This is a genomic window from Thioclava sp. DLFJ4-1 (genome assembly GCF_002020145.1).
In the GTDB taxonomy this organism is placed as follows: Bacteria; Pseudomonadota; Alphaproteobacteria; order Rhodobacterales; family Rhodobacteraceae; genus Thioclava; species Thioclava sediminum.
The window spans coordinates 46,444-69,475 of sequence record NZ_MPZT01000001.1 but is presented as its reverse complement, the minus strand read 5'-3'; the positions used below and the strand labels follow the sequence as shown (position 1 = coordinate 69,475).

Sequence of the window (23,032 nt, the reverse complement as noted above, 5' to 3'; positions counted from 1 at the left end):
GCGTCGCGCAGCGCCCAGAAATAGGTCTTCGCGAAGATCAGGACCGGAATTCCCGGCATGAAGGCTGAGCGATGTGAGGTTCCACGCGAACCGGCCGATGCTCGCCACACGACGTGCCGGGACGTGGAGCGGCAGGGGGAAACTCCTGCCGCTTCGCTTTTTTGCAAGGCGGGTCAGTCGGAGCCCTTTGTGGGAGGTCGCCTAGGAGCGTCCTGATCGCGACGGCCCGACTTCGAAGGCCATCGGGCCGCGCGGGGGCACATGTTATTGGAGTGGCCGGCATTCGCCACGGACCGCACAAAATTCAGGCATGAAGCCCGAAAGCTGACCGCCAATCCGTCAGCCGTGAATTAGAGCTTGTCCGATCTGCGTCCGCGCTTCGAATGTTCGTCCGCTGGCTCTATGCCGGTCGCAACGGAAAACGAATGTGATCGATGCCCGAAGCTCTCTCCATCATTGTGATTGAAACAGACCCGGAGCGCGCGGGGCTCATCGAGGACAGTCTGCGCGAAGCGGGCTCCTTTGAGATCACCGTGATCCCCGAGACGACCGGTCTCGCGCGGCGGATTTCCGAGATGAACCCGGATATCGTTCTGGTCGATATGGCAAGCCCCTCGCGCGACATGCTCGAAGAGCTGACGCTGGCTTCGGGGCCGCTGGAGCGTCCGGTGGCGATGTTCGTCGATCGCTCGGATGACGGGGCGACGAAGGCCGCGATCGATGCGGGCGTCTCCGCCTATGTGGTTGATGGTCTGCGCGCGGACCGCATCAAGCCGATCATGGATGCCGCGATTGCGCGCTTCAACATGGTGCAGCGGATGCGCACCGAGCTGGAGACCACCCGGCGCGCGCTGGAAGAGCGCAAGGTGATCGACCGCGCGAAGGGCCTGTTGATGAAGGCGCGCGGGATCGACGAGGACGCGGCCTATGCGCTGCTGCGCAGGACGGCGATGGATCAGGGCAGGCGGGTCGCGGATGTCGCCCATGCGCTGGTGACGGCCGCGGGTCTTCTGTCATGAGCGGTGTGCCGATTTCGGTCGGATATATCCCGCTCGTCGATGCGGCGCCGCTGATCATCGCGCGCGAGATCGGTTTCGCCGAGGAAGAGGGGCTCGCGCTGACGCTCAATGCCGCGCCGAGCTGGTCGACCTTGCGCGATCAACTGATGCTGGGGCGGCTCGAGGCGGCGCATATGCTGTTCCCGATGCCGATTGCAGCCGCTTTGGGGCTGGGCGGGTTCAACACGCGCATCGATATCCTGCAGATCCTGTCGCATAACGGCAATTCGATCGGCGTGTCGCGTGCGCTGGCCGATCGAATGCGGGCGCAGGGCTACGGGTTCGATTTCGCGGATGCGCGCGCGGCGGGCGAGGCTCTGATCGCAGGCGCGTCGGGACGTTTGCGCATCGGCGTGCCGTTCCCGTTCTCGATGCATGCGGAGTTGCTCTATCACTGGCTGGGTGCGATCGGACTAAGCGCGCCGCAGGATCTCGACGTTCACACCGTCCCGCCGCCTTTGATGGCGGAGGCCTTGGCGGCGGACGAGATCGATGTTTTCTGCGTGGGGGCGCCCTGGGGCTCTATCGCGGTGGAGAACCGGGTCGGTGAAATGCTGCTGCCCGGCACGGCGATCCGCGCCAACGCGCCGGAGAAGGTTCTGGCCGTGCGCCACGACTGGGCCGAAGCCGAGCCGGGGCTGACGCGGCGGTTGATGCGGGCGGTGTGGCAGGCCGGGCGATGGCTTGGACATGAGCGCAACCTTCTGACGGCGGCCGAGCTGCTTGCCCGGCGCGACTATCTCGACTTGCCGCCGGAACTGATAGAACGGACGTTGACCGGCAATCTCGTGATTTCGCCGCGGGGCGAGATGCGCAGCGTGCCGGGCTACATGAGCTTCCAGACCGGCGCGGCGGGCTACCCCTGGGCCTCGCAGGGTGCCCTCGTGGCCGCTAGGCTCGCGACAAGACTGGGGCTGTCGCGCGAGGAGGCGATGGCCTCGGCGCGTGCGATCTGCCGGACCGATCTCTACACCCGCAATCTCGCTGATCTGGGGGCGGATCTGCCCGAGGCGCGCGAGAAGATCGAAGGCGCGCTGACCGCTCCGGGCGCCATCCCGGCCATTCAGGGGCAGGTGATTCTGCCGAGCGATGCGTTCTTCGACGGCTGGATTTTTGATCCTTTCGCGAATTGATGACGGTTTCGTGAGCATTTTCTAAGCATGCTGCAGAAAATCATCCCTTCGCAGGCGCAGCATGAAACCCAATTGTTGACGCTGCGGGTGCAAAGGTCGTTTTCTGGTCCTATCGAAGCAAGGGCGTTTCGATTTCCAACATATTCCGCCTCGCATCGCTGTGAGGCTCCGAACAAAGCCGTTCGACCCTGATCGCCGATCTTCCTCCTCCCTTGGAAGTGGCGCGCTCGGGTCGGGCGGCTTTTTCGTTTTCGACGCACATGACGATGCAACAGGGACCGTAACGATGAAAAAGCTTCTGGCAGCCATTGCCACCACCACCTGCCTTGTCAGCCCCGCGCTGGCGGAAATGCTCGATGTCGAGAAGGACGAGCTGAAATTCGGCTTCATCAAGCTCACCGATATGGCGCCGCTCGCGGTGGCCTATGAGAAGGGCTATTTCGAGGATGAGGGCCTCTTCGTCACGCTCGAGCCGCAGGCGAACTGGAAGGTTCTGCTCGACCGCGTGATCGACGGCGAACTGGACGGGGCGCATATGCTGGCCGGTCAGCCGCTGGCCGCGACCATCGGCTTCGGCACCAAGGCGCATGTCATCACACCCTTCTCGATGGATCTCAACGGCAACGGCATCACCGTGTCGAACGAGGTCTGGGCAGAGATGAAGAAGAACATCCCCGTCGATGACGCGGGCAAGCCCGTGCACCCGATCTCGGCCTCGGCGCTCAAGCCGGTCGTCGAGAGCTACCGCGCCGAGGGCAAGCCCTTCAACATGGGCATGGTGTTCCCGGTCTCGACCCATAATTACGAACTGCGCTACTGGCTGGCCGCGGGCGGTCTGGAGCCGGGCTACTATTCGCCCGATGACGTGTCGGGCCAGATCGGCGCCGATGTGCTCCTGTCCGTGACGCCCCCGCCGCAGATGCCCGCGACCCTCGAGGCCGGTACGATCTACGGCTATTGCGTGGGCGAGCCGTGGAACCAGCAGGCCGTGTTCAAGGGCATCGGCGTTCCGGTGATCACCGACTACGAGATCTGGAAGAACAACCCCGAGAAGGTCTTCGGCATCACCGCGGAATTCGCCGAGGAAAACCCCAACACCACGCTCGCGCTGACCAAGGCGCTGATCCGTGCCGCGATGTGGCTCGATGAGAACGACAACGCCAACCGCCCCGAGGCGGTCGAGATCCTGGCCCGCTCGGAATATGTGGGTGCGGATGCCGAGGTGATCGCGAACTCGATGACCGGCACCTTTGAGTATGAGAAGGGCGACAAGCGCGACGTTCCGGACTTCAACGTCTTCTTCCGCTACTACGCGACCTATCCCTACTACTCGGATGCGGTCTGGTATCTCAGCCAGATGCGCCGCTGGGGCCAGATCCCCGAGAGCCAGAGCGACGACTGGTATGACGAGGTCGCCAAGTCCGTCTACAAGCCGGATATCTACCTTCAGGCCGCCCAGATGCTGGTCGATGAAGGTATCGCGGACAAGGCGGATTTCCCTTGGGATACCGATGGGTATCGTGAGCCCACCTCCGACATCATCGACGGTGTCGAGTATGACGGCCGCACTCCCAACGCGTATATCGACAGCCTGCCGATCGGTCTGAAATCGGGCCAGAAAGTCGTGGGCAACAAGGTCGAAGGGTAACTCCCCTGACTTGCGGGCGGGGCCGCCGAGGTCTCGCCCGTCCTTTCCTCTCTACATTCCCCCAAGGACGCCAAGCCATGACCGCCATCGATCCTGACGCCCTGACCGCACAGCAGGCCCGCGAGGCCCGCCGCGAACGTCTCTTCACCCGCATCAACAAGGCCGATGGCTGGTTCAAGGTGCTCGGCCTGAGCTGGGTCACGCCGGTTCTTCGCGCTGCGGCCGGCGATAATCCCAAGGCCCAGATGAAAGAGATCTGGCAGCTTCTCGGCGTGCCGGTCGTCGCGATCATCGCCTTCCTCGCCGTCTGGGCGGTGCTGGCCCCGAAGGTGCAGACCTCGCTCGGCGCCATTCCCGGGCCCGCACAGGTCTGGGAGCAGACCGAAGTCCTCTATGCCGATCACCTGCGCGAGCGCGACAAGGCCGCCGCCTTCTACGAACGGCAGGACGCGCGTAACGCCAAACTGGTCGCCGACGGCAAGGAAGACCGGGTGAAATGGCGCGACTACACCGGCAAGCCGACCTATCTCGACCAGATCTGGACCTCGATCAAGACGGTGTTCTTCGGCTTCGCGCTTGGCACGATCGTCGCGGTGCCGCTGGGCATCATGGCGGGCCTGTCGAAAACCGCGAATGCCGCGATGAACCCGCTGATCCAGATCTTCAAACCGGTCTCGCCGCTCGCGTGGTTGCCGATCGTGACAATGATCGTCTCGGCGGTCTACACGACGAGCGACGGGATGTTCTCCAAGTCCTTCCTGATCTCGGCGATCACGGTCACGCTGTGCTCGCTCTGGCCCACGATCATCAACACAGCTCTTGGCGTGGCCTCGATCGACAAGGACCTCGTGAACGTCTCGAAAGTGCTGAAGATGGGCACCTGGACGAAGATCACCAAGCTGGTGCTGCCCTCGGCGCTGCCGCTGATCTTCACCGGTCTGCGCCTGTCGCTTGGGGTGGGCTGGATGGTGCTGATCGCGGCGGAAATGCTCGCGCAGAACCCGGGCTTGGGCAAATTCGTCTGGGACGAGTTCCAAAACGGCTCCTCGGACAGCCTCGCGCGGATCATGGTGGCGGTGTTCACCATCGGCATCATCGGCTTCATCCTCGACCGGCTGATGTTCGCGATCCAGTCGATGTTCACCTTCTCGAACAACCGGTGATCCTCATGAGCATCCTCGAATTCAAATCCGTCTCGAAAAGCTTTGGCGAAGGCACCGCGCGCAGCGACGTGCTCAACGGCATCGACCTGAGCGTGAAAGAGGGCGAGTTCCTCGTGCTGCTGGGCTTCTCCGGCACCGGCAAGACCACCCTGATCAACCTGATGGCGGGGCTTGAGATGCCCTCCAAGGGCGAGGTCCTGTTCAAGGGCGCGCCGGTCACCGGCCCCGGTCCGGAGCGCGGCGTGATCTTTCAGAACTACTCGCTGATGCCGTGGCTGACGGTGGATCAGAACGTGGCTCTCGCGGTTGAGACGATCTTCCCGGGCCTGTCGAAGAAAGAGCGTCAGGCGAAAGTCGATCACTACGTGAAGATGGTGGGCCTCAGCCACGCCGCGAGCCGCCGCCCGGCGGAGCTGTCGGGGGGCATGCGCCAGCGGGTCAACGTGGCCCGCGCGCTCGCGATGAACCCCGAGGTGCTGCTGCTCGACGAGCCGCTCTCGGCGCTCGATGCGCTCACGCGGGGCAACCTTGCTGACGAGATCGAGCATATCTGGGAGCAGGACAAGAAGACCTGCGTGTTGATCACCAATGACGTCGACGAGGCGATCGTTCTGGCCGACCGGATCATCGCGCTGAACCCTGACGGCACGCTGGGCGAAGAGTTCAAGGTCACCATCCCGCGTCCGCGCGACCGCGGTGCGATGAACCATGACGAGGGCTTCAAGCGTCTGCGCGCCGCCGTCACGAACTACCTGATGGATGTGGGCATGCAGGCCAAGGCCGAAGGCTCGCGCAAGCTGCCCGATGTCACGCCGCTGCACGCGCTGCCCAAAGCTGTGTCCGACGCCGCGCGCTCGGCGCTAGAAGGGAAGTATCTGGAGTATTCGCAGCTTCACAAGATATACCCGACCCCGAAAGGGCCGCTGACCGTGGTGGAGGATTTCAACCTCACCCTGAAGAAGGGCGAATTCGTCTCGCTGATCGGCCATTCGGGCTGCGGGAAATCGACCGTGCTGACGATGACCGCGGGGCTCAACGATGTGTCCAAAGGCGGCATCAAGCTCGACGGTTTCGAGGTGAAGGGCGCCGATCCCGAGCGCGCCGTGGTCTTCCAGGCGCCCTCGCTGTTCCCGTGGCTCTCGGCGCGCGAAAACGTCGCCGTGGGCGTGGACAAGGTCTATCCCAAGGCATCCCGCGCCGAACGTCAGGACGTGATCGACTATTACCTCGAGCGCGTGGGGCTGGGCGATGCGATGGACAAGCCCGCCTCGGACATGTCGAACGGGATGCGCCAGCGCGTGGGTATCGCGCGGGCCTTCGCGCTTTCGCCGAAATTGCTGCTGCTCGACGAGCCCTTCGGGATGCTCGACAGCCTGACCCGCTGGGAACTGCAGGAGGTGCTGATGGAGGTGTGGTCGCGCACCAAGGTCACCGCCGTCTGCGTCACCCATGATGTGGACGAGGCGATCCTGCTGGCCGACCGCGTGGTGATGATGACGAACGGCCCGCGCGCCACGATCGGCAAGGTGATGGAGGTCGATCTGCCGCGCCCGCGCACCCGCAAGGCGCTGCTCGAACACCCGGACTACTACCTCTACCGCGAGCAGGTCCTGAACTTCCTCGAAGAATATGAACAGGGCCACACGCCCAAGAAATCGGAGGCCGCGTGATGGACGCTGCAACTGCAACCCCCGCACGCGCCTTCATCGGCGTCAGCGAAGTCTGGGTACCCGAGGGCGACCGTCTGGTCCATGCCGCGGGCGATTACGGCGCGCACACGGCGTTCGAGGAAGCCTCGGTCCGCACCAGTTTCGCTCATGGCGAGGGCCTGCCGGGCAAAGCATGGGCCGAAGGGCGCCCGGTCGTCCTGAAAGGGTTCGACGGGTCCTATTTCCAGCGCATCGAGGCAGCGAAAGAGGCGGGCTTGACCTCGGCCGTCGCGCTGCCGGTTTTCGATGGCGACACGCTCAAGGCGGTTCTTGTCGTGCTGTGCGGCGATGACGAAATGACCACCGGCGCGATCGAGGTCTGGGCCGAGCGGGACGGGCTCCTGATGCTCGACGACGGATATTACGGCGCGGCCAAGCATTTCGAATGGGTCTCGAAGCACACGCATTTCCCGAAAGGGCAGGGCCTGCCGGGCGGTGTCTGGGCCGCGCAGACCCCGATGCTGATGCGCGATCTGGGGTCGGGCTATCGCTTCATCCGCTCGGAAAGCGCAGGCGCGGCCGGGCTGACCACGGGCCTCGGCCTGCCGATCCCGGTGCCGGGCGATCAGAACTATGTGGCAACGCTGCTGTCGGCACGCGGGACGCCGATCGCACGCCGTTTCGAAATTTGGGACGCCCGCGAGGCCCGTGTGGGTCGCGACGGCGGCGCGGTTCTGGTGGATGGCCTGTGCGAGCGAGAAGGCGCGCTTTGGAACGAGGACAACCCCAAGCGGGCGCAGGACTGGCAGGGCCCGATCGGCAAGGTGCTGGGCACAGGCCTGCCGCTGGTGATCGGCGGGGCGCAGATCGCGGCCGGCTACAGCTCGATGGTCGCGCTGCCCATCCATCGCGATGGCGAGATCGCGCATATCGTCGCCTGGTATCTTTGAGGAGTGACCAAGATGCAGAAACTGGTCGTTATCGGTGCTGGCATGGCCTCGGGTCGGATGCTCGAGCATCTGTTCGAAGCCGCTCCCGGCGCATGGGATGTCACGCTCTTCAACGCGGAGCCGCGGGGCAACTACAACCGCATCATGCTCTCGCCGGTGCTTTCGGGCGAGAAGAGCTACGCGGAAATCGTTACCCATGGCGAGGCTTGGTATGACGCCCACGGCGTGACCTGCCGCTTCGGCGAAAAGGTCGTGGGGATCGACCGCGACCGCAAGGTCGTCATCGGCGAGCAGGGTGAGGTCGCTTACGACAAGCTGGTCATCGCCACCGGCTCGAACCCGTTCATCATCCCGCTGCCGGGCCATGATCTGGACGGCGTGATCGCCTATCGTGATCTGGATGACACCAACCGGATGATCGAGGCGGCGCGCCCCGGCGCGCGCGCCGTGGTGATCGGCGGCGGTCTGTTGGGGCTCGAGGCCGCGGCGGGTCTGCGTCTGCGCGGCATGGACGTGACCGTGGTGCATATCATGGGCCACCTGATGGAGCGTCAGCTCGACGAGGCGGCGGGTTACCTCCTGCGCCGTGCGCTCACCGATCGCGGGATCGAAGTCTGCTGCTCGGCGAATTCCAAGGAGATTTTGGGTGAAGATGGCAAGCTGCGGGCGCTGAAGCTGGATGACGGCACCGAGCTGCCCTGCGACCTGCTGGTCATGGCCGTGGGCATTCGTCCCTCGGTCGCGCTGGCCAAGGAGGCAGGCCTCGAGACCGGGCGCGGCATTCAGGTCGACGCGCAGATGTTGACCTCCGACCCCGATATCCTGTCGCTTGGCGAATGCGTGGAGTTCGACGGGCAGATCTTCGGTCTTGTCGCGCCGCTCTACGATCAGGCGAAGGTCGCTGCGCAGACCCTGACCGGGGAGGCCAGCGAATACATCCCCCGCGAAGTTTCGACCAAGCTGAAAGTCACCGGGTGCGACCTGTTCTCGGCAGGCGATTTCGCCGAAGGGGAAGGCCGCGAAGACATCGTCTTCCGCGATCCCGCGCGCGGCGTCTACAAGCGCCTCGTGCTGGAGGGCGACCGCGTCATTGGCGCGGTGATGTATGGCGACGTGGCCGACGGCAACTGGTTCTACGGTCTGATCAAGGACGGCACCGACATCTCGGAGATGCGCGAGACGCTAATCTTCGGCCCGGCCTTCCAAGGGGGCGCCTCGGTGGACCCTATGGCGGCCGTTGCAGCCTTACCGGCTGACGCAGAAATCTGCGGCTGCAACGGCGTATGCAAAGGTCAGATCGTGGCCGCGATCGAAGCGGGCGCGACTTCGCTCGACGCGATCAAGGCCACCACCAAAGCCAGCGCGTCGTGCGGCACCTGTTCGGGGCTGGTGGAGCAAGTTCTGGCGGTCACGTTGGGCGATGATTTCGTCCTGCCCACCGCGAAACCGATCTGCGCCTGCACCGATCACCCGCATGAGGATGTGCGCCGTCTAATCAAGGCGAAAGAGTTGAAATCGCAACCGGCGGTGATGCAGGAGCTGGGCTGGAAGACGCCCAATGGCTGCCATGTCTGCCGCCCGGCGCTGAACTATTACCTGCTGGCCGATTGGCCGCTGGAATATCAAGACGATCCGCAAAGCCGCTTCGTGAACGAGCGCAACCACGCGAACATCCAAAAGGACGGCACCTATTCGGTGATGCCGCGCATGTGGGGCGGGATGACCACCCCCGAGGAACTGCTCGCGATTGCCGAAGCCGCGAAGAAATACGACGCGACGGTCAAGGTCACGGGCGGTCAGCGCATCGACCTTCTGGGCATCAAGAAAGAGGATCTGCCGCATATCTGGGCCGATCTGAACGCGGCCGGGATGGTCTCGGGGCATGCCTACACGAAGGGTCTGCGCACGGTGAAGACCTGCGTGGGCACAGATTGGTGTCGCTTTGGCACGCAGGACTCGACCGGGCTCGGGATCAAGCTGGAGAAGCGGCTCTGGGGCTCGTGGACGCCGCACAAGTTCAAGATGGCGGTGACGGGTTGCCCGCGCAATTGCGCCGAAGCTACCTGCAAGGATCTGGGCGTGGTCTGCGTGGACTCGGGCTTCGAGATCAGCGTCGGCGGCGCGGCCGGCATGGAGCTGAAAGAGACCGAGCCGCTGGCCAAGGTCGCGACCGAACAGGAGGTGATCGATATCTCGGTGGCGTTCCTGCAGCTCTATCGCGAGAGCGCGAATTACCTCGACCGGCCTTATAAATGGATCGCGAAGACCGGCGGGTTGGAGTGGATCATCGCGCAGGTCGTGGACGATCTCGACAACCGCGCGGCGCTGATCGAGCGCTTCGATATCTCCCAATCCGTCTATCAGAAAGACCCATGGGCCGAACGCGCGACCCCTCACTACGAGCGTGCCTGGAGCCCGCTTGCCGATCTCACGAAGGAGGCCGCGGAATGAGCTGGATCGATATCGGAGCCCTCGACGACATTCCGGTGCAGGGCGCGCGCGTCATCAAGACCAAAATGGGCTGTGTCGCGGTGTTCCGCACCGCCGATGATGCCGTTTTCGCCCTCTCGGATCGCTGCCCGCACAAGGGCGGGCCGCTCTCGGAGGGGATCGTGCACGGCCACAAGGTGACCTGCCCGCTGCATAACTGGGTGTTCAGCCTCGAGACGGGTGAAGCTCAGGGTGCCGACGAGGGGCAGGTGCCGACCTATGACCTGCGCGTCGATGCGGGGCGTTTGCTGATCGACGCAAGCAAGCTCGCTGCGCAAAGCGCCGCCTGACCGGAGTGGAACGATGACGCGCGCTGCTCCGACCATTTGCACCACTTGCCCCTATTGCGGCGTCGGCTGTGGCGTTCTCGCTTCGCCCGACGGCGCGGGCGGCATGGAAATCCGGGGCGACAAGTCCCATCCCGCCAATGCGGGCAAGCTGTGCTCGAAAGGCTCGGCACTGGGGGAGACGGTTGATCTGGAGGGGCGCCTTCTGGCCCCGGTCGTGAACGGGCAGGAGACGGATTGGGACGCAGCGCTCGATCTGGTGGCCGAAAAGTTCCGCGCGAGCATCGCCGAACACGGTCCCGACAGCGTGGCTTTCTACGTCTCGGGTCAGTTGCTGACCGAGGACTATTACGTCGCCAACAAGCTGATGAAAGGCTTCATCGGTTCGGGCAATATCGACACGAATTCGCGGCTCTGCATGGCCTCGTCGGTGGCGGGGCACAAGCGCGCCTTCGGCACCGATACCGTGCCCGGGCAATATGAAGATTTCGATCTGGCCGACGTCATCGTGCTCGTCGGATCGAACCTCGCCTGGTGCCATCCGGTGCTGTATCAACGTATCGCCGCCGCGAAGAAAGCACGGCCCGAGATGCGCGTCGTGGTCGTCGATCCGCGCCGCACCGCGACTTGCGACATCGCCGATCTGCATCTGGCCCTGGCGCCCGGCGCGGATGCGGCGCTGTTCAACGCGCTGCTGGCCGAGATCGCCGCGCAGGGCGCGGTGGATCGTGATTACGTCGCGGCCCATGTCAGCGGGTTTGACGACGCGCTCGCGGCGGCGCAGGAAAGCGATCCGGTCGCGACTGGGCTCAGCGCCGCCGATCTCGCGGAATTCACGCGGCTCTGGATCGGTGCCGAGCGCGTCGTCACGATCTATTCCCAAGGCGTGAACCAATCCAGCTCCGGCACAGACAAGGTCAACGCGATCCTCAACTGCCACCTCGCCACGGGCCGCATCGGCAAGCCCGGCGCGGGGCCGTTCTCGGTCACGGGTCAGCCCAATGCGATGGGCGGGCGCGAGGTGGGGGGCTTGGCGAATATGCTCGCCTGTCACCTCGATATCGAGAACGCGGACCATCGCGACGCGGTGCAGGGTTTCTGGGCGAGCCCGACGATGGCGCCGGGTCCGGGGCTGAAAGCGGTCGACATGTTCCGCGCCGTCGAGGAGGGCCGGATCAAGGCGCTCTGGATCATCTGCACCAACCCCGCCGTCTCGATGCCCGAGGCCGACCGCGTGCGCGCCGCCATCGCGGGCTGCGATTTCGTCGTGGTCTCGGACATCACCGACCGGACCGATACCGCGCAGCTGGCCGATGCGATCCTGCCCGCGACCGGCTGGGGTGAGAAGGATGGCACCGTCACCAATTCCGAGCGCTGCATCTCGCGTCAGCGCGCCGTTCTGCCCGCGCCGGGTCAGGCCCGTCACGACTGGAAGATCATCTGCGATGTGGCCGCGAAAATGGGCTGGGGCGCGGAGTTCTCCTATGACGGCCCGGCGGCGATCTTTCGCGAGTATGCGGCGCTGTCGGAGGTTGCGGGACGGCTGGGACGGGATTTCGACATCTCCGATTACAAGACGATCTCGGACGCCGAGTATGAGGCGCTCGCGCCATTCACATGGCCGCAAGGACCTATGAAAAAAGGCGGCCGGTTCTTCGCCGATGGCGGGTTCTTCACGCCCGACCGCAAGGGCCGGATGCTGCCGATCACGCCGCGCGCGCCGAAAACCGCGCTGAGCCCGCAGACGCCTTTCCGCTTCAATACGGGTCGGGTGCGCGATCACTGGCACACGATGACGCGCACCGCGAAATCGCCGCGCCTGAGCCTGCATATGGCCGAACCCTATCTGGAAATTCACCCTGCGGATGCGGCCCGGATGGGGCTGCGTCCCGCCGGGCTGGCCGAGGTTTCGAACACCCATGGCCGCGCCGTTCTGCGGGTTCTGGAAAGCGCGCGGATGCAACCCGGCTCGGTCTTCGCACCGATGCACTGGACGGGCGAGACCGCCTCCGATGGACGCGTCGATGCGCTGGTTGCCGCCCATGTCGATCCCGTCTCGGGCCAGCCCGAAAGCAAGGGCTGCGCGGTCCAGATCTCGCCTTATCAGGCTGCGTGGTTCGGCTTTGCGGCGAGCGTGCAGGACGTGACCCCGCGCACCGGTTACTGGGCGAAGGCGCGCAGCAAGAGCGGCTGGCGGATCGAGCTGGCCGGGCGCGAGGCACCTGCCGATTGGGAGGCGTTCGCGCGCGACCTCTTCGCTCTGCCCGACGCCGAGGCGGTCACGATGAGCGACGCGGGCCGGGGGCTCGCGCGGATCGCGCTGATGGTCGAGGGACACGTCTCGGCGGTTCTTTTTGCGGCCCCCGAGCCAGTCGCGGTGTCACGCGGCCATGTCGCGGCGCTGCTGGGCGAGACCGATCAACCGAGCCTTCTGGCCGGGCGCGCCGGTGCCGATCAGCCCGATCCGGGCGCGATCGTCTGCGCCTGTTTCGATGTCGGCGTGAACACGATCCTCGCCGCGATTGCCGATCAGGGGCTGGCCTCGGTCGAGGCGATCGGCGCGGCCCTGCAGGCGGGCACGAATTGCGGCTCCTGCCGACCGGAACTCGCGGCGCTGCTGGCGAACGCCCAACCGCGCGAGGCCGCCGAATGAGCCTCGCTCCCTACATTCACGCGATGGGCCGAGGTCCGGGCCGGGCGCGGTCGCTGAACCGCGACGAGGCCCTTGACGCGATGGGCCACATCCTGCGCGGCGAGGCGGCCCCCGAAGCCGTCGGCGCGCTTCTGATGCTGATGCGCTATCGCGGCGAGAGTGCCGCCGAGATCGCGGGCTTCGCCGAAGCGATCCGTGAGACCGTGCCGGATTGGACGGGACCCGCGCCTGCGCTCGACTGGCCGAGCTATGCGGCGGGGCGTTCGCGGGGCTTGCCGTGGTTTTTGCTGTCCGCGCGGCTGGTGGCAATGGCGGGAGAGCCGGTTCTGCTCCACGGCTGGAACTCGCATCAATCGCCCGTGGCTTCCGTCCGCGACGCGCTCGCAGGCGCAGGGATTGCCGTTGCGACGGATATGGCAAACGCCGCCGCGCTGCTGGCGCGTGACAAGATAGCCTATCTGCCGCTGGAGAGTTTCGCTCCGCGCGCGCTCGATCTGCTGCGGCTGCGCGAGGTGCTGGGGCTGCGCTCGGCGGTCAATACCGTGCTGCGCGTGCTCAACCCGGGCGGCGCAAGGGCCTCGGTGCAAGGTGTCTTCCATCCGCCGTATCGCGAGCTGCAATCCGATGCCTGCGCGCTGCTGGGTTTGCAAGCGATGACGGTGATCAAGGGCGGTGGCGGCGAGTTCGAGCGCCATCCGGGCAAGGACATCGCGCTCTTCGGCCTGCGGTCGGGGGAGGCATGGACCGGGCAGGGTGCGGCCAGCTGCGGCGCGACCCGCCGCCTTGCCGACGAAACCCCCGATCCCGCCGATCTGGGGCGCCTCTGGTCGGGCGAGATCGACGATCCCTTCGCGACCGAAATCGTTCTCGGCACGGCAGAACTGGCGCTCGACACCGCCGGAATCGCACAGCCCCGCGCGCGCGCCGCCGATCTCTGGGCACGCCGACACAGCGCGCGCGCCGCTTGATAGGAAGATGATCATGAAGCTCTCTGCCGCATCCCCCTTTGCCCCGAGCGACGCCGCGCTTCGCGCCCGCAAGCCGGGGATTCTGGCCTTCATGAGCGAGGTTTTCCACGACTGGCGGCTGGCTCTGGCAGGCGTCTCGCCTAAGGCGGCGCCCCCGACGCGCCCCGCGCCCGCTCGCGCGAAACCGGGTGCGATCGCGCTCGTGGGCGCGGGTCCCGGTGCGCGGGATCTGCTGACGCTTCGGGCGGCTCAGCGTTTGATCCAAGCCGATATCGTCTTCTACGATCGCCTCGTCGATCCGGAGGTTCTAGAGCTGGCGCGCCGGGAGGCCGAGCTTGTCTATGTCGGAAAAGCCGTCGGCGCTTGCGCCTGGCCGCAGGAGCGGATCGACGCGGTGATCGTGGCGGCGGCGCTGCAGGGAAAACGGGTCGTGCGGCTGAAAAGCGGCGATCCGTGCATGTTTGGACGCGCTACCGAAGAACTCGCCGCCGCGCGCGCGAACGGTATCCCGGTCGAGATCGTGCCCGGGGTCACCGCGGCTTCCGCGGCAGGGGCGGCCCTCGGCCGGTCGCTGACGGAACGCGGCGCCACCGACCGCGTGGTCTTCGCCACCGGCATGTGTCGCGCGGGCGACGACACGCCCGATTGGGGGGCATCCACACGCCCGGGCACGACGCTCGCGCTTTACATGGGCGTGCGGCAGGCGCCCGTAATCGAGGCGAACCTTCTCGCGGCGGGTGTCCCGGCTGTCTCCGAGGTCGAGATCGTCTCGGATATTTCGACCGACCGTCAGAGGATCGCGACCTGCCAGCTTGGCGCGCTCGCCGCGACGATCCGGGCGGAAGCGATCGGCAACCCGGCGATCATCCTGATCCGTCACGACAAGCGTGTCGCGCGCCTTGGCGGCACGGCGGAGCTGCAATCTCGGGACGTGGGGAAAGCCGGAAAAGCGCCGCTGCTCGCCGATTTCTGACGCCGAAGCTGTCACAACCCAAAGCGCAAGCGGGAGGTCGGAGCCGCCGAGTTTCACCGGCGAGCCCCTGCTTTTCGCCCCTTCGCGAATGGGGTTATTCGAGGCACATCAGGACCTCAATGCCCCATCATCATCTCGCCCTTCGCCATCGCCAGGTGATGCGGCTGGTGATGCGCGCCGACGGTCAGGATGCCGATGAAGCCGAGCGCGCGGATCTTCTGCGCATCCGCGCCGGTCACGGTCAGGGCGCTGCCGCCGGGGATTTCCTCGGCGCTCATCTTCCAGCCCTCGACCCCGTTCATCGTCGCGACATGAGCGGGCACCATCGCACGGATCGAGGCGGTGACCTCGGGGTCGTCCGAGGTCGCCTCGAAGCGCGCGCCACCATCGATGTCGTCCTCTTTGACCTTGGCGCGCAGAGTGACGTTGTTCATGTCGATCAGATGCTGGCGCAGACCCTCGATATTGACGCGGTTCCAATCCGTGTCGGGGTCGGCGAGCAGATAGGCGACGATCTCCTGAATGGCCGCGAAGGCGGACTGGCCCGGCTCGGTGATCGCGCCCGTGTCCTCGGGTTGCATGCCGGGCATCTGCGCGGTCGAGGTCATCGGCATCTGCCCGTCGGACATCATGTGGACGTCATGTGCGGGCATGTCTTCGTCGTTGCCCATATGCTCATGGTCGCCCATGTCCGCGTCGTCCATCATCATGTGATCGCCCGACGTCATGTCATGCGCGCTCCCATCCGCGCTACCATCTCCGTGCGCGTAGCTGACGGCGGGCAACGCCACGAGGGCGAGAATGCTGAGAAAACGAGTCATAGGTCCTCCGGAGTTTTGCGTTACCCTGCCATCTTTCATCTGGGATGTCACAGCTTCAGCCTCCGCAGGCGCAACGCGTTGCCGATCACCGAGACCGACGAGAAGCTCATCGCGAGCGCTGCGATCACCGGCGAGAGCAGCACGCCGAAGACGGGGTAGAGCACGCCCGCCGCGATCGGCACGCCCGCGGTGTTGTAGGCGAAGGCGAAGAACAGGTTCTGGCGGATGTTGCGCATCACGCCCTCGGCGAGGCGACGCGCGCGGACGATGCCGGTCAGGTCGCCCTTGACCAGCGTGAGCCCTGCGCTCTCCACCGCGACATCCGCGCCGGTGCCCATGGCGATGCCGACATCGGCAGCGGCGAGCGCAGGCGCGTCGTTCACCCCGTCGCCCGCCATAGCGATGGAGGCACCGTCCTTGCGCAGCTTCTCGACCAGCGCGGCCTTATCCTCGGGCGAGACCCCGGCATGGACCTCGTCGATGCCCAGCTCGCGCGCGACGGCCCGCGCGGTGCCTTCGCTGTCGCCGGTGGCCATGACGATCCGCAGGCCTTCCTCGTGGAGCGCGCGAATGGCGTCCGCCGTGGTCTCCTTGATCCGGTCGGCCACCGCGATCACCCCGATCACCTTGCCGTCGCGGGCGAGATACATCGCAGTCTTGCCGTCCGATTGCAGACGCTCGACCGTCTCGGACTGAGTGGAGGTATCCGCGCCGATCTGCTCCATCAGGGCCGCATTGCCGAGCGCGATCTGTGCGCCGTCGACGCGTCCGGTGACGCCCTTGCCGGTGACCGCCTCGAAGCCTTCGGCGTCCAGTTTGGGCGCATCCTCGGCTCCTTGAACGATGGCCTCGGCCAGCGGGTGTTCCGAGCCGCGTTCCAGCGCGGCGGCGAGGGATTTGACCTCTTCCTCCGAGGCCCCATCGGCGATCACATCGGTCAGCGCGGGCTTGCCCTCGGTCAGCGTGCCGGTCTTGTCGACGATGAGCGTGTCGACCTTGGCGAAGCGTTCCAGCGCCTCGGCGTCGCGGATCAGCACGCCTGCGCTGGCCCCGCGCCCGGTGCCGACCATCACCGACATCGGCGTGGCGAGACCCAGCGCGCAGGGACACGCGATGATCAGGACGGAGACGGCGGCCACGGTCGCATAGCCCAATGCGGGCGAGGGGCCGAAGGCCAGCCATGCGATGAAGGCGAGGATAGCGCAGATCACCACGGCAGGCACGAAGTAAAGCGACACCCGATCCGCCAGCCCCTGGATCGGGGCGCGCGAGCGTTGCGCCTTGCCGACCATCTCGACGATGCGCGAAAGGGTGGTTTCCGACCCCACGGCCTGCGCTTCCATCACGAAGCTGCCCTGCTTGTTCAGCGTGCCGCCGGTGACCGCGTCGCCCTGGGTTTTCTCCACCGGGACCGGCTCGCCGGTGATCATGCTCTCGTCGATGGCAGAGGAACCTTCCGTGACCACGCCGTCCACCGGCACGGTCTCGCCCGGGCGCACGCGCAGCTTATCGCCCGTCTGCACCTGATCGAGCGGCACGTCTTCCTCGCCGTTTTCGCCCACGCGGCGCGCGGTTTTCGGCGCGAGGTCCATCAGCGCGCGGATCGCATCGCCGGTCTTCTCGCGTGCCGTAAGCTCCATGATCTGCCCGACCAGCACCAGCACGAGGATCACCGCCGAGGCCTCGAAATAGACCGGCGGCAGGCCGTGCTCATTGAGCATTTCGGCGGGAAAGATACCCGGCACCAGAAGCCCCGCGAGCGAGAACAGATAGGCCGCGAGCGTGCCGAGCGCGATCAGCGTCCACATGTTGGGCGAGACATTCACCACCGATTTCCAGCCGCGCACGAAGAAGGGCCGCGCGAACCACAGAACCGGGGTCGCCAGCGCGAATTGCAGCCAAAGGAAGGCTTTCGGCCCGATCCACTCGGCGAAGGGCAGCCCGATATGCGCGCCCATCTCCAGCACGAATACCGCAGCCGCCAGCGGCCCCATGATCCAGAGCCTGCGCCGGAAATCGACGAGCTCGGGGTTCGGGCCGCTATCGGCACTGGGGCTCATCGGCTCCAGCGCCATGCCGCATTTCGGGCAGTCGCCGGGCTTGTCCTCGACGATCTCGGGATGCATCGGGCATGTATATTGCGTGCCCTCGGGCATTGCCTTGGCAGCGGGACGAACACCCAGATAATCCTCGGGTCGGGCCTCGAACTTGTGCTGACATCCCTCGGAGCAGAAATAGAACCGCTCGCCGTCGAGCTTGGCCATATATTTCGCCGTGGCACGCTCCACGCTCATGCCGCAGACCGGATCGGTCGCCTTGATGTAGTCATCGGGCTTGGCCACGAACTTGTCGTGACAGCCTTGCGAGCAGAAGTGGTAGCGATGCCCGTCATGCTCGGCACTGGGCTTGTCGGCATTCGGGTCGACGGTCATTCCGCAGACCGGGTCACGCGTGATCGCGTCCGCCGTATCCTGCGTGTCGTGGGTCTCGTTGTGGGCGTGTTGCGATGTCATCCGTTCATCCTTTCGGCAACTTCGCCCGATCAGATAGGGCTTCCAGTTGCTGGAGGGTCAAGAGTATAACCGATCTTTTTCCCAAACCCGGTCCCGCGTCCCTATGTTCCGGCGGCCCTCACGTGAGCGTGACTTTTGCTTCCAGTGACTGGAAGGTTTATATACCAAGCGCAGGAGGCCTATGCAGATGAATATCGGAACCGCCGCGACGCAGACCGGGCTGCCGGTCAAGACAATCCGCTATTACGAGGAGATTGGCCTCGTCACGCCGGACAGGCGGGCGAATGGCTATCGCGATTTCTCCGAGGCTTGCGTGGAGCAGCTGCGGCTTCTGGCGCAGGCGCGCCATCTGGGGTTCTCGCTCGAGGAATGTCGCCGCCTGCTCAGCTTGAGCGCAGATGAGGGGCGGGCGAGCCGCGATGTGCGCGCGCTCGCGCAGCAAAACCTCGAAGCGGTGCGAGAAAAGATCGCTTCTCTCAGTGCATTGGAGGCGCAACTCCAGCGGCTGATCGCGCAATGTCATGGCGACGATGCCCCCGATTGTGCGATCCTCGATGACCTGATGGGGCAGCGCGGGAATTGACAGCCGCGCCAGAGCCCACCAGATAGAGGGCAGGGAGAACCGGGAGAGCCATGCGCAAAGCGCTGCATATCGTCATCATCGGGCTGGTCTGTTTGATCGGCCTTTCGCAGTTGGGCGCACCCGCTGCCGCGATGACCCATGCGCGTGCGATGGATGCGATGGACGCAATCACCGTCAGCGATTGTGCCGCCTGTCCCGACAGCCATCACGATGCGGGGCCGATGCAGGACAAGACCTGCCCCCACGCGCAGATGATGGTCTCGGCTACGCTGGACTTCGCGCCGGAATTCTCTCTGAGCCGGGCCGACCTGTCCGTGACGCTCCTGCCTGCGGAGACGCCCGCGCCCTTGGCGCATGAGCCCCAGCTCGACCTTCCGCCACCGCGTATCTGATCGATCACACCGTCACTGGCCCCTGAGTGGGCTTGTCTGTCGCGTCCCGAGCCCGGGCGCATGATCGAACAGGATACTCCATGAAACGCTATATTTTCTCTGCCGCGGTCGTCGCGGCCCTCGCTGCGGGCGCTTGGCTCGTGATGCAACCCGATACTGCGAGCGAGGCCGAGGCGGCCACGCCCGCACAAGGTGAGCCGCTTGTCGCTGTCACCTTGCCGAATACGCTCTCAGAGCAAGCCCAGATGGGCAAACGCGCTTTCGACGCGACCTGTGCGGCCTGTCACGGCGCGAATGCCACCGGCAAGATGGGCTTCGGCCCGCCGCTTGTTCACAAGATTTACGAACCGTCCCATCACGGCGACATGGCCTTTCAGGCCGCCGTTCAGGCGGGCGTGCGCGCGCATCACTGGAAGTTCGGCAACATGCCCCCGCAGGAGGGTCTGACCCGTGGCGATGTCGCCAATATCGTCACTTACGTGCGCGAATTGCAGCGCGCGAACGGGATCGAGTGAGATGCAGAATTTCCAACTGACCCGCCGCGCGGTCCTTGCCGGAATGGGGGCCACGGCGCTGACGGCGCGCATGGGTAACGCGGCAACCGCCCCGACGCCGTTGACCGCGCAGCGCGCCATGGCCCAGATCGCCCCCGAGGGCTATCCGCAAACCGAGGTCTGGTCCTATGACGGCACGCTGCCGGGGCCGCAGCTGCGGGTGCCGCAGGGCGCGCGCCTGCAACGGCGCTTCGTCAACAAGCTCGACGTGCCCAGTTCGGTGCATTGGCACGGCATTCGCATCGACAATGCGATGGATGGCGTGGCGGGGCTGACGCAGGACGCCGTGCCGCCCGGCCAGACCTTCGACTATGATTTTGTCGCGCCGGACGCGGGCACTTACTGGTATCACGCGCATACGAATTCGATGGAGCAGGTCGCGCGCGGCCTCTCCGGTGCGCTGATCATCGAGGAGCCGGACGCCCCGGATGTCGATCGCGACGAGGTTCTGCTGCTCGACGATTGGCTGCTCGATCCCGATACCGCGCAGCTGGAGCCGGATTTCACCCATCCGATGGACCTCAGCCACGGTGGGCGTTTCGGTAATCTGGTGGGGACCAACGGGCACTATGCCCTGACCCTGACGGCGAAACGCCACGAGCGCTTGCGCCTGCGCCTGATCAACGCCGCCAATGCGCGGATCTTCGTGCTGCGGCTGACCGGGCTCTCGGGCTGGCAGGTGGCGCTGGACGGGATGCCGCTGCCCGCGCCGGAACCCATTCCCGAGGAACTGGTCCTCGCGCCCGCGCAGCGCGTCGATCTGATCGTCGATGTAACCGGCGATGGGGCTCAAGCAGCGATCGAACGGTTGGGCAACGACGAGCAGTGGCACAGCCAGGTCGCGTTCGAGATTTCCGGGGAGGCAAGCCGCACGCGGCGCGGCGCGCCTGCGCCTTTGCCGCCCAATCCGAACATGGCCCCGACCGATCTGACGCAGGCCCGCCCGCTGGAGATGAAGATCGAAGGCGGCGCGATGGGCCGGATGTCGCGCAGCCAGATGCAGGGGCTGATGCAGAGCGGCAATTTCTGGACGCTCGGCGGCAAGGCCGGGCCGGGGGATGCGCCGTTTGCGCGTCTGTCCAAGGGCGAGCCGGTGCGGCTGCGCTTCGTCAACGACACAGCCTTCCCGCATGCGATGCACCTGCACGGGATGCATTTCCGCGAGGTGCTTGAGGATGGAAGCCTCGGCCCGATGCGCGACACGGTGCTGACCTTTGCCGGACGCAGCCACGAGGTCGCGTTCACCGCCGACAATCCGGGAAAATGGCTTTTGCATTGCCACATGCTCGCCCATGCGGCGGCGGGGATGTCGTCCTGGATCGACGTGACCTGAGATGACGTTGAAAGGAGTGACTGTGAAACAACCCCTGATGACGACCCTTTTCCTGCTCGGCTGGGCGCCGATGGCGCTCGCGCATGGCGGGGTGGAGGACCCGCAGGTTCTCGCTCGGATGGAAGGCATGAAGCGGCTCGGGACCGAGATGAAGCTTCTCAGCACGATGGCGAAAGGGGAGAGAGACTTCGAAGCCGAGAAGGTCCGGCGCGCGATCACCCGGATCGAAGAGGAAGCGGGACAGATTCCGGTGCTTTTCGAGCCCGAGGCGCAGGACCCGAAATCCGAGGCCCATCCGTCGATCTGGGACGAATTCCATGACTTCCGCGGTCAGGCGCAGGCGTTGGAGGAAGCGGCCAATTCGCTCTCGGAGCCGATCGAGTCCCGTCAGGCGCTTGGACCTGCTCTCGTCAAGCTCGGGGTGACCTGCAAGGAGTGCCACGACGAGTATCGGGAGTAAGCGGCGATGCGAATTGAAGCCGTAGGTCTGGCTGTCGTGATCGCGCTCGGGGCAGGGGGCGCGCAAGCCGCCAGTCTGCTCGACGGGCGCGACATCACGGCGGGCAAGGAACTCTATACGCAGAACTGCGCGAGCTGCCACGGTGCCAATCTCGAAGGTCAGCCGGACTGGCGCGAGGCGGGACCCGATGGCGTCCTGCCCGCCCCGCCGCACGACGAAACCGGCCACACATGGCACCACGAGACCGCGTTGCTGTTCGATTACGTCAAACAGGGCGGGGCGGATGCGCTGGCCGCGCGCGGGGTCGCCGATTTCCCAAGCGGGATGCCGGGTTTCGGCGGAACGCTCGATGACGCGCAGATCCTCGATATACTGGGCTTCATCCGATCGACATGGCCGGAACGGATGCAAGCGGTGCAAGCGGCGCGCGACGCGCAATAAGCCACCGGCGCGGCTCCGTTGCTCCGTGCCGCAAATGTGCCTCGGAGCGTGCCGCGTTTGTGCCTTCGGGAAGTGAAAAAAGAAAGCCCGGAGCGAACTCTGGGCTTTTCTCTCTGAAGTCAGTCTCTTGCGAGAGATTTGGCCCCGGCGGCAGGGAACGGGGCTGTCTTGGATTCAGTCTTAAGAAGTTGAAGTCGTTAAGGGTTTTCTGCGTAGTCCCGTGGTTTTTGCCACAGTTGGATGTCCTAAGGATGGGTGTTCGATTTCGGCGCGGCAAGGTATTTTCGGTAGTCCGATCACGCTATCGAGCCGAAAAATCGCTCGGCTTGACAGAAGGGTTGGCTTGGCTGCGTTCACCAAGTGTTCTTAGCTCATCTCGAGATTAGCTCCGGCCAGCCAGAAGGTGCCAGCCGAATTGGAGTCGAAACACCAATACTTCGAGGTATTGGTCGCCTGAGCTTGGCACGCAGAGTGTCAGTGCCGACTAACCGGAGCGTAAAAAGGCAGCGAGGTTCCCATAGCTGCGTCCGAATATTGACGACACAGCCACCCCGTCCGACACGTTCATTGGTTCGTAATGTCGCCCTTGAGAGAGTAGCCGATCATCAGCACGTCCTTGCGGGTCATCTCGTCGATCTCATGCGCGGCGAGGACCGACATGATGTCGTCGATTGCGGCCATGTATTCGCCGGTGCTGATATTCATGCCCCGATGCGCCGCCACCATGTCGCGCCCGGTATATTGCTCGGGGCCGCCACTGCCTGCGCCGAAGAAAGCGCAGAGTTGGGCCTTGGCGTCTTTCAGGTCGTCCGGTCTTTCGCGGTATGGCAGGAAACGGGCGCTGATTGCGGGGTTTACCATATGCGCCTCGAGGACATCGTCGACGAGCGCCTTGATCCCGGGCTTTCCGCCCAGCCGGTCGTAGAGGGTCTGTTCCATCGTTCTTGCTCCTTGTTCGCTATC

20 protein-coding genes are annotated in these 23,032 nt (G+C 65.2%); 17 read left to right on the top strand and 3 right to left on the bottom strand.

Going from position 1 to position 23,032, the window contains the following annotated elements:
* Positions 1 to 434: 434 nt before the first annotated feature.
* The 11 genes from BMI85_RS00325 to cobA all read left to right on the top strand — a co-directional run bounded on the left by BMI85_RS00325 (position 435) and on the right by cobA (position 14,972).
* Positions 435 to 1,019, top strand: a complete 585-nt coding sequence (locus BMI85_RS00325; RefSeq protein WP_078547066.1) for an ANTAR domain-containing protein — start codon at positions 435 to 437, stop codon at positions 1,017 to 1,019.
* Positions 1,016 to 2,191 (top strand): ABC transporter substrate-binding protein, encoded by a 1,176-nt coding sequence (locus BMI85_RS00320; RefSeq protein WP_078599107.1) that lies wholly within the window; start codon positions 1,016 to 1,018, stop codon positions 2,189 to 2,191. Before BMI85_RS00325 ends, BMI85_RS00320 begins: the two co-directional genes overlap by 4 nt.
* Positions 2,192 to 2,477: 286 nt before the next feature.
* On the top strand, positions 2,478 to 3,839 hold the full coding sequence (locus BMI85_RS00315; RefSeq protein ID WP_078599106.1) for a CmpA/NrtA family ABC transporter substrate-binding protein: 1,362 nt from the start codon (positions 2,478 to 2,480) through the stop codon (positions 3,837 to 3,839).
* Positions 3,840 to 3,916: 77 nt separating this feature from the next.
* Entirely contained in the window at positions 3,917 to 5,002 is a 1,086-nt protein-coding gene (locus BMI85_RS00310; protein WP_078599105.1) for an ABC transporter permease, read from the top strand.
* Positions 5,003 to 5,007: 5 nt separating this feature from the next.
* Entirely contained in the window at positions 5,008 to 6,672 is a 1,665-nt protein-coding gene (locus BMI85_RS00305) for a nitrate ABC transporter ATP-binding protein (protein WP_078599818.1), read from the top strand.
* Positions 6,672 to 7,601: a GAF domain-containing protein gene (locus tag BMI85_RS00300; protein ID WP_078599104.1), complete on the top strand. Its 930-nt coding sequence runs from the start codon at positions 6,672 to 6,674 to the stop codon at positions 7,599 to 7,601. The genes BMI85_RS00305 and BMI85_RS00300 overlap by 1 nt, the downstream gene beginning before the upstream one ends.
* Before the next feature lie 12 nt (positions 7,602 to 7,613).
* Positions 7,614 to 10,052: a nitrite reductase large subunit NirB gene (nirB, locus tag BMI85_RS00295; protein ID WP_078599103.1), complete on the top strand. Its 2,439-nt coding sequence runs from the start codon at positions 7,614 to 7,616 to the stop codon at positions 10,050 to 10,052.
* Complete coding sequence (gene nirD / locus BMI85_RS00290) at positions 10,049 to 10,381, top strand: nitrite reductase small subunit NirD (RefSeq protein WP_078547080.1); 333 nt, start codon at positions 10,049 to 10,051, stop codon at positions 10,379 to 10,381. Before nirB ends, nirD begins: the two co-directional genes overlap by 4 nt.
* Positions 10,382 to 10,394: 13 nt before the next feature.
* Positions 10,395 to 13,031 (top strand): nitrate reductase, encoded by a 2,637-nt coding sequence (locus BMI85_RS00285; RefSeq protein WP_078599102.1) that lies wholly within the window; start codon positions 10,395 to 10,397, stop codon positions 13,029 to 13,031.
* Positions 13,028 to 13,999 (top strand): glycosyl transferase family protein, encoded by a 972-nt coding sequence (locus tag BMI85_RS00280; protein WP_078599101.1) that lies wholly within the window; start codon positions 13,028 to 13,030, stop codon positions 13,997 to 13,999. Before BMI85_RS00285 ends, BMI85_RS00280 begins: the two co-directional genes overlap by 4 nt.
* Positions 14,000 to 14,012: 13 nt before the next feature.
* A complete protein-coding gene (cobA, locus tag BMI85_RS00275) occupies positions 14,013 to 14,972 on the top strand; it encodes a uroporphyrinogen-III C-methyltransferase (RefSeq protein ID WP_246832457.1) in 960 nt (319 codons plus the stop codon).
* A gap of 116 nt (positions 14,973 to 15,088) precedes the next feature.
* Here cobA and BMI85_RS00270 read toward each other — a convergent pair whose 3' ends face one another.
* On the bottom strand, positions 15,089 to 15,793 hold the full coding sequence (locus tag BMI85_RS00270; RefSeq protein ID WP_143594944.1) for a hypothetical protein: 705 nt from the start codon (positions 15,791 to 15,793) through the stop codon (positions 15,089 to 15,091).
* A 47-nt stretch (positions 15,794 to 15,840) separates the two neighbouring features.
* Positions 15,841 to 18,306, bottom strand: coding sequence for a heavy metal translocating P-type ATPase (locus BMI85_RS00265; RefSeq protein WP_078599098.1), 2,466 nt, complete (start codon positions 18,304 to 18,306; stop codon positions 15,841 to 15,843).
* Between the two features lie 187 nt (positions 18,307 to 18,493).
* Between BMI85_RS00265 and BMI85_RS00260 the strand changes: the two genes are divergently transcribed.
* The 6 genes from BMI85_RS00260 (at position 18,494) to BMI85_RS00235 (ending at position 22,069) form a co-directional block, all read left to right on the top strand.
* Positions 18,494 to 18,889, top strand: coding sequence for a MerR family transcriptional regulator (locus BMI85_RS00260; RefSeq protein WP_078547336.1), 396 nt, complete (start codon positions 18,494 to 18,496; stop codon positions 18,887 to 18,889).
* 50 nt (positions 18,890 to 18,939) lie between these two features.
* Positions 18,940 to 19,281 (top strand): hypothetical protein, encoded by a 342-nt coding sequence (locus BMI85_RS00255; protein ID WP_078599097.1) that lies wholly within the window; start codon positions 18,940 to 18,942, stop codon positions 19,279 to 19,281.
* Between the two features lie 80 nt (positions 19,282 to 19,361).
* Positions 19,362 to 19,796 (top strand): cytochrome c, encoded by a 435-nt coding sequence (locus BMI85_RS00250; protein WP_078599096.1) that lies wholly within the window; start codon positions 19,362 to 19,364, stop codon positions 19,794 to 19,796.
* 43 nt (positions 19,797 to 19,839) lie between these two features.
* Positions 19,840 to 21,168 carry a multicopper oxidase family protein gene (locus BMI85_RS00245; protein ID WP_281480479.1) on the top strand — a complete coding sequence of 443 codons (1,329 nt, stop codon included), beginning with the start codon at positions 19,840 to 19,842 and terminating at the stop codon, positions 21,166 to 21,168.
* Positions 21,169 to 21,205: 37 nt separating this feature from the next.
* Positions 21,206 to 21,628 (top strand): cytochrome c, encoded by a 423-nt coding sequence (locus tag BMI85_RS00240; protein WP_210402289.1) that lies wholly within the window; start codon positions 21,206 to 21,208, stop codon positions 21,626 to 21,628.
* A 6-nt stretch (positions 21,629 to 21,634) separates the two neighbouring features.
* The gene (locus tag BMI85_RS00235; protein ID WP_078599093.1) at positions 21,635 to 22,069 is read left to right on the top strand and encodes a cytochrome c; all 435 of its coding nucleotides are present in this window, start codon (positions 21,635 to 21,637) and stop codon (positions 22,067 to 22,069) included.
* A 564-nt stretch (positions 22,070 to 22,633) separates the two neighbouring features.
* Here BMI85_RS00235 and BMI85_RS00230 read toward each other — a convergent pair.
* Entirely contained in the window at positions 22,634 to 23,008 is a 375-nt protein-coding gene (locus tag BMI85_RS00230) for a group 1 truncated hemoglobin (RefSeq protein ID WP_078519148.1), read from the bottom strand.
* Positions 23,009 to 23,032: the final 24 nt, after the last annotated feature.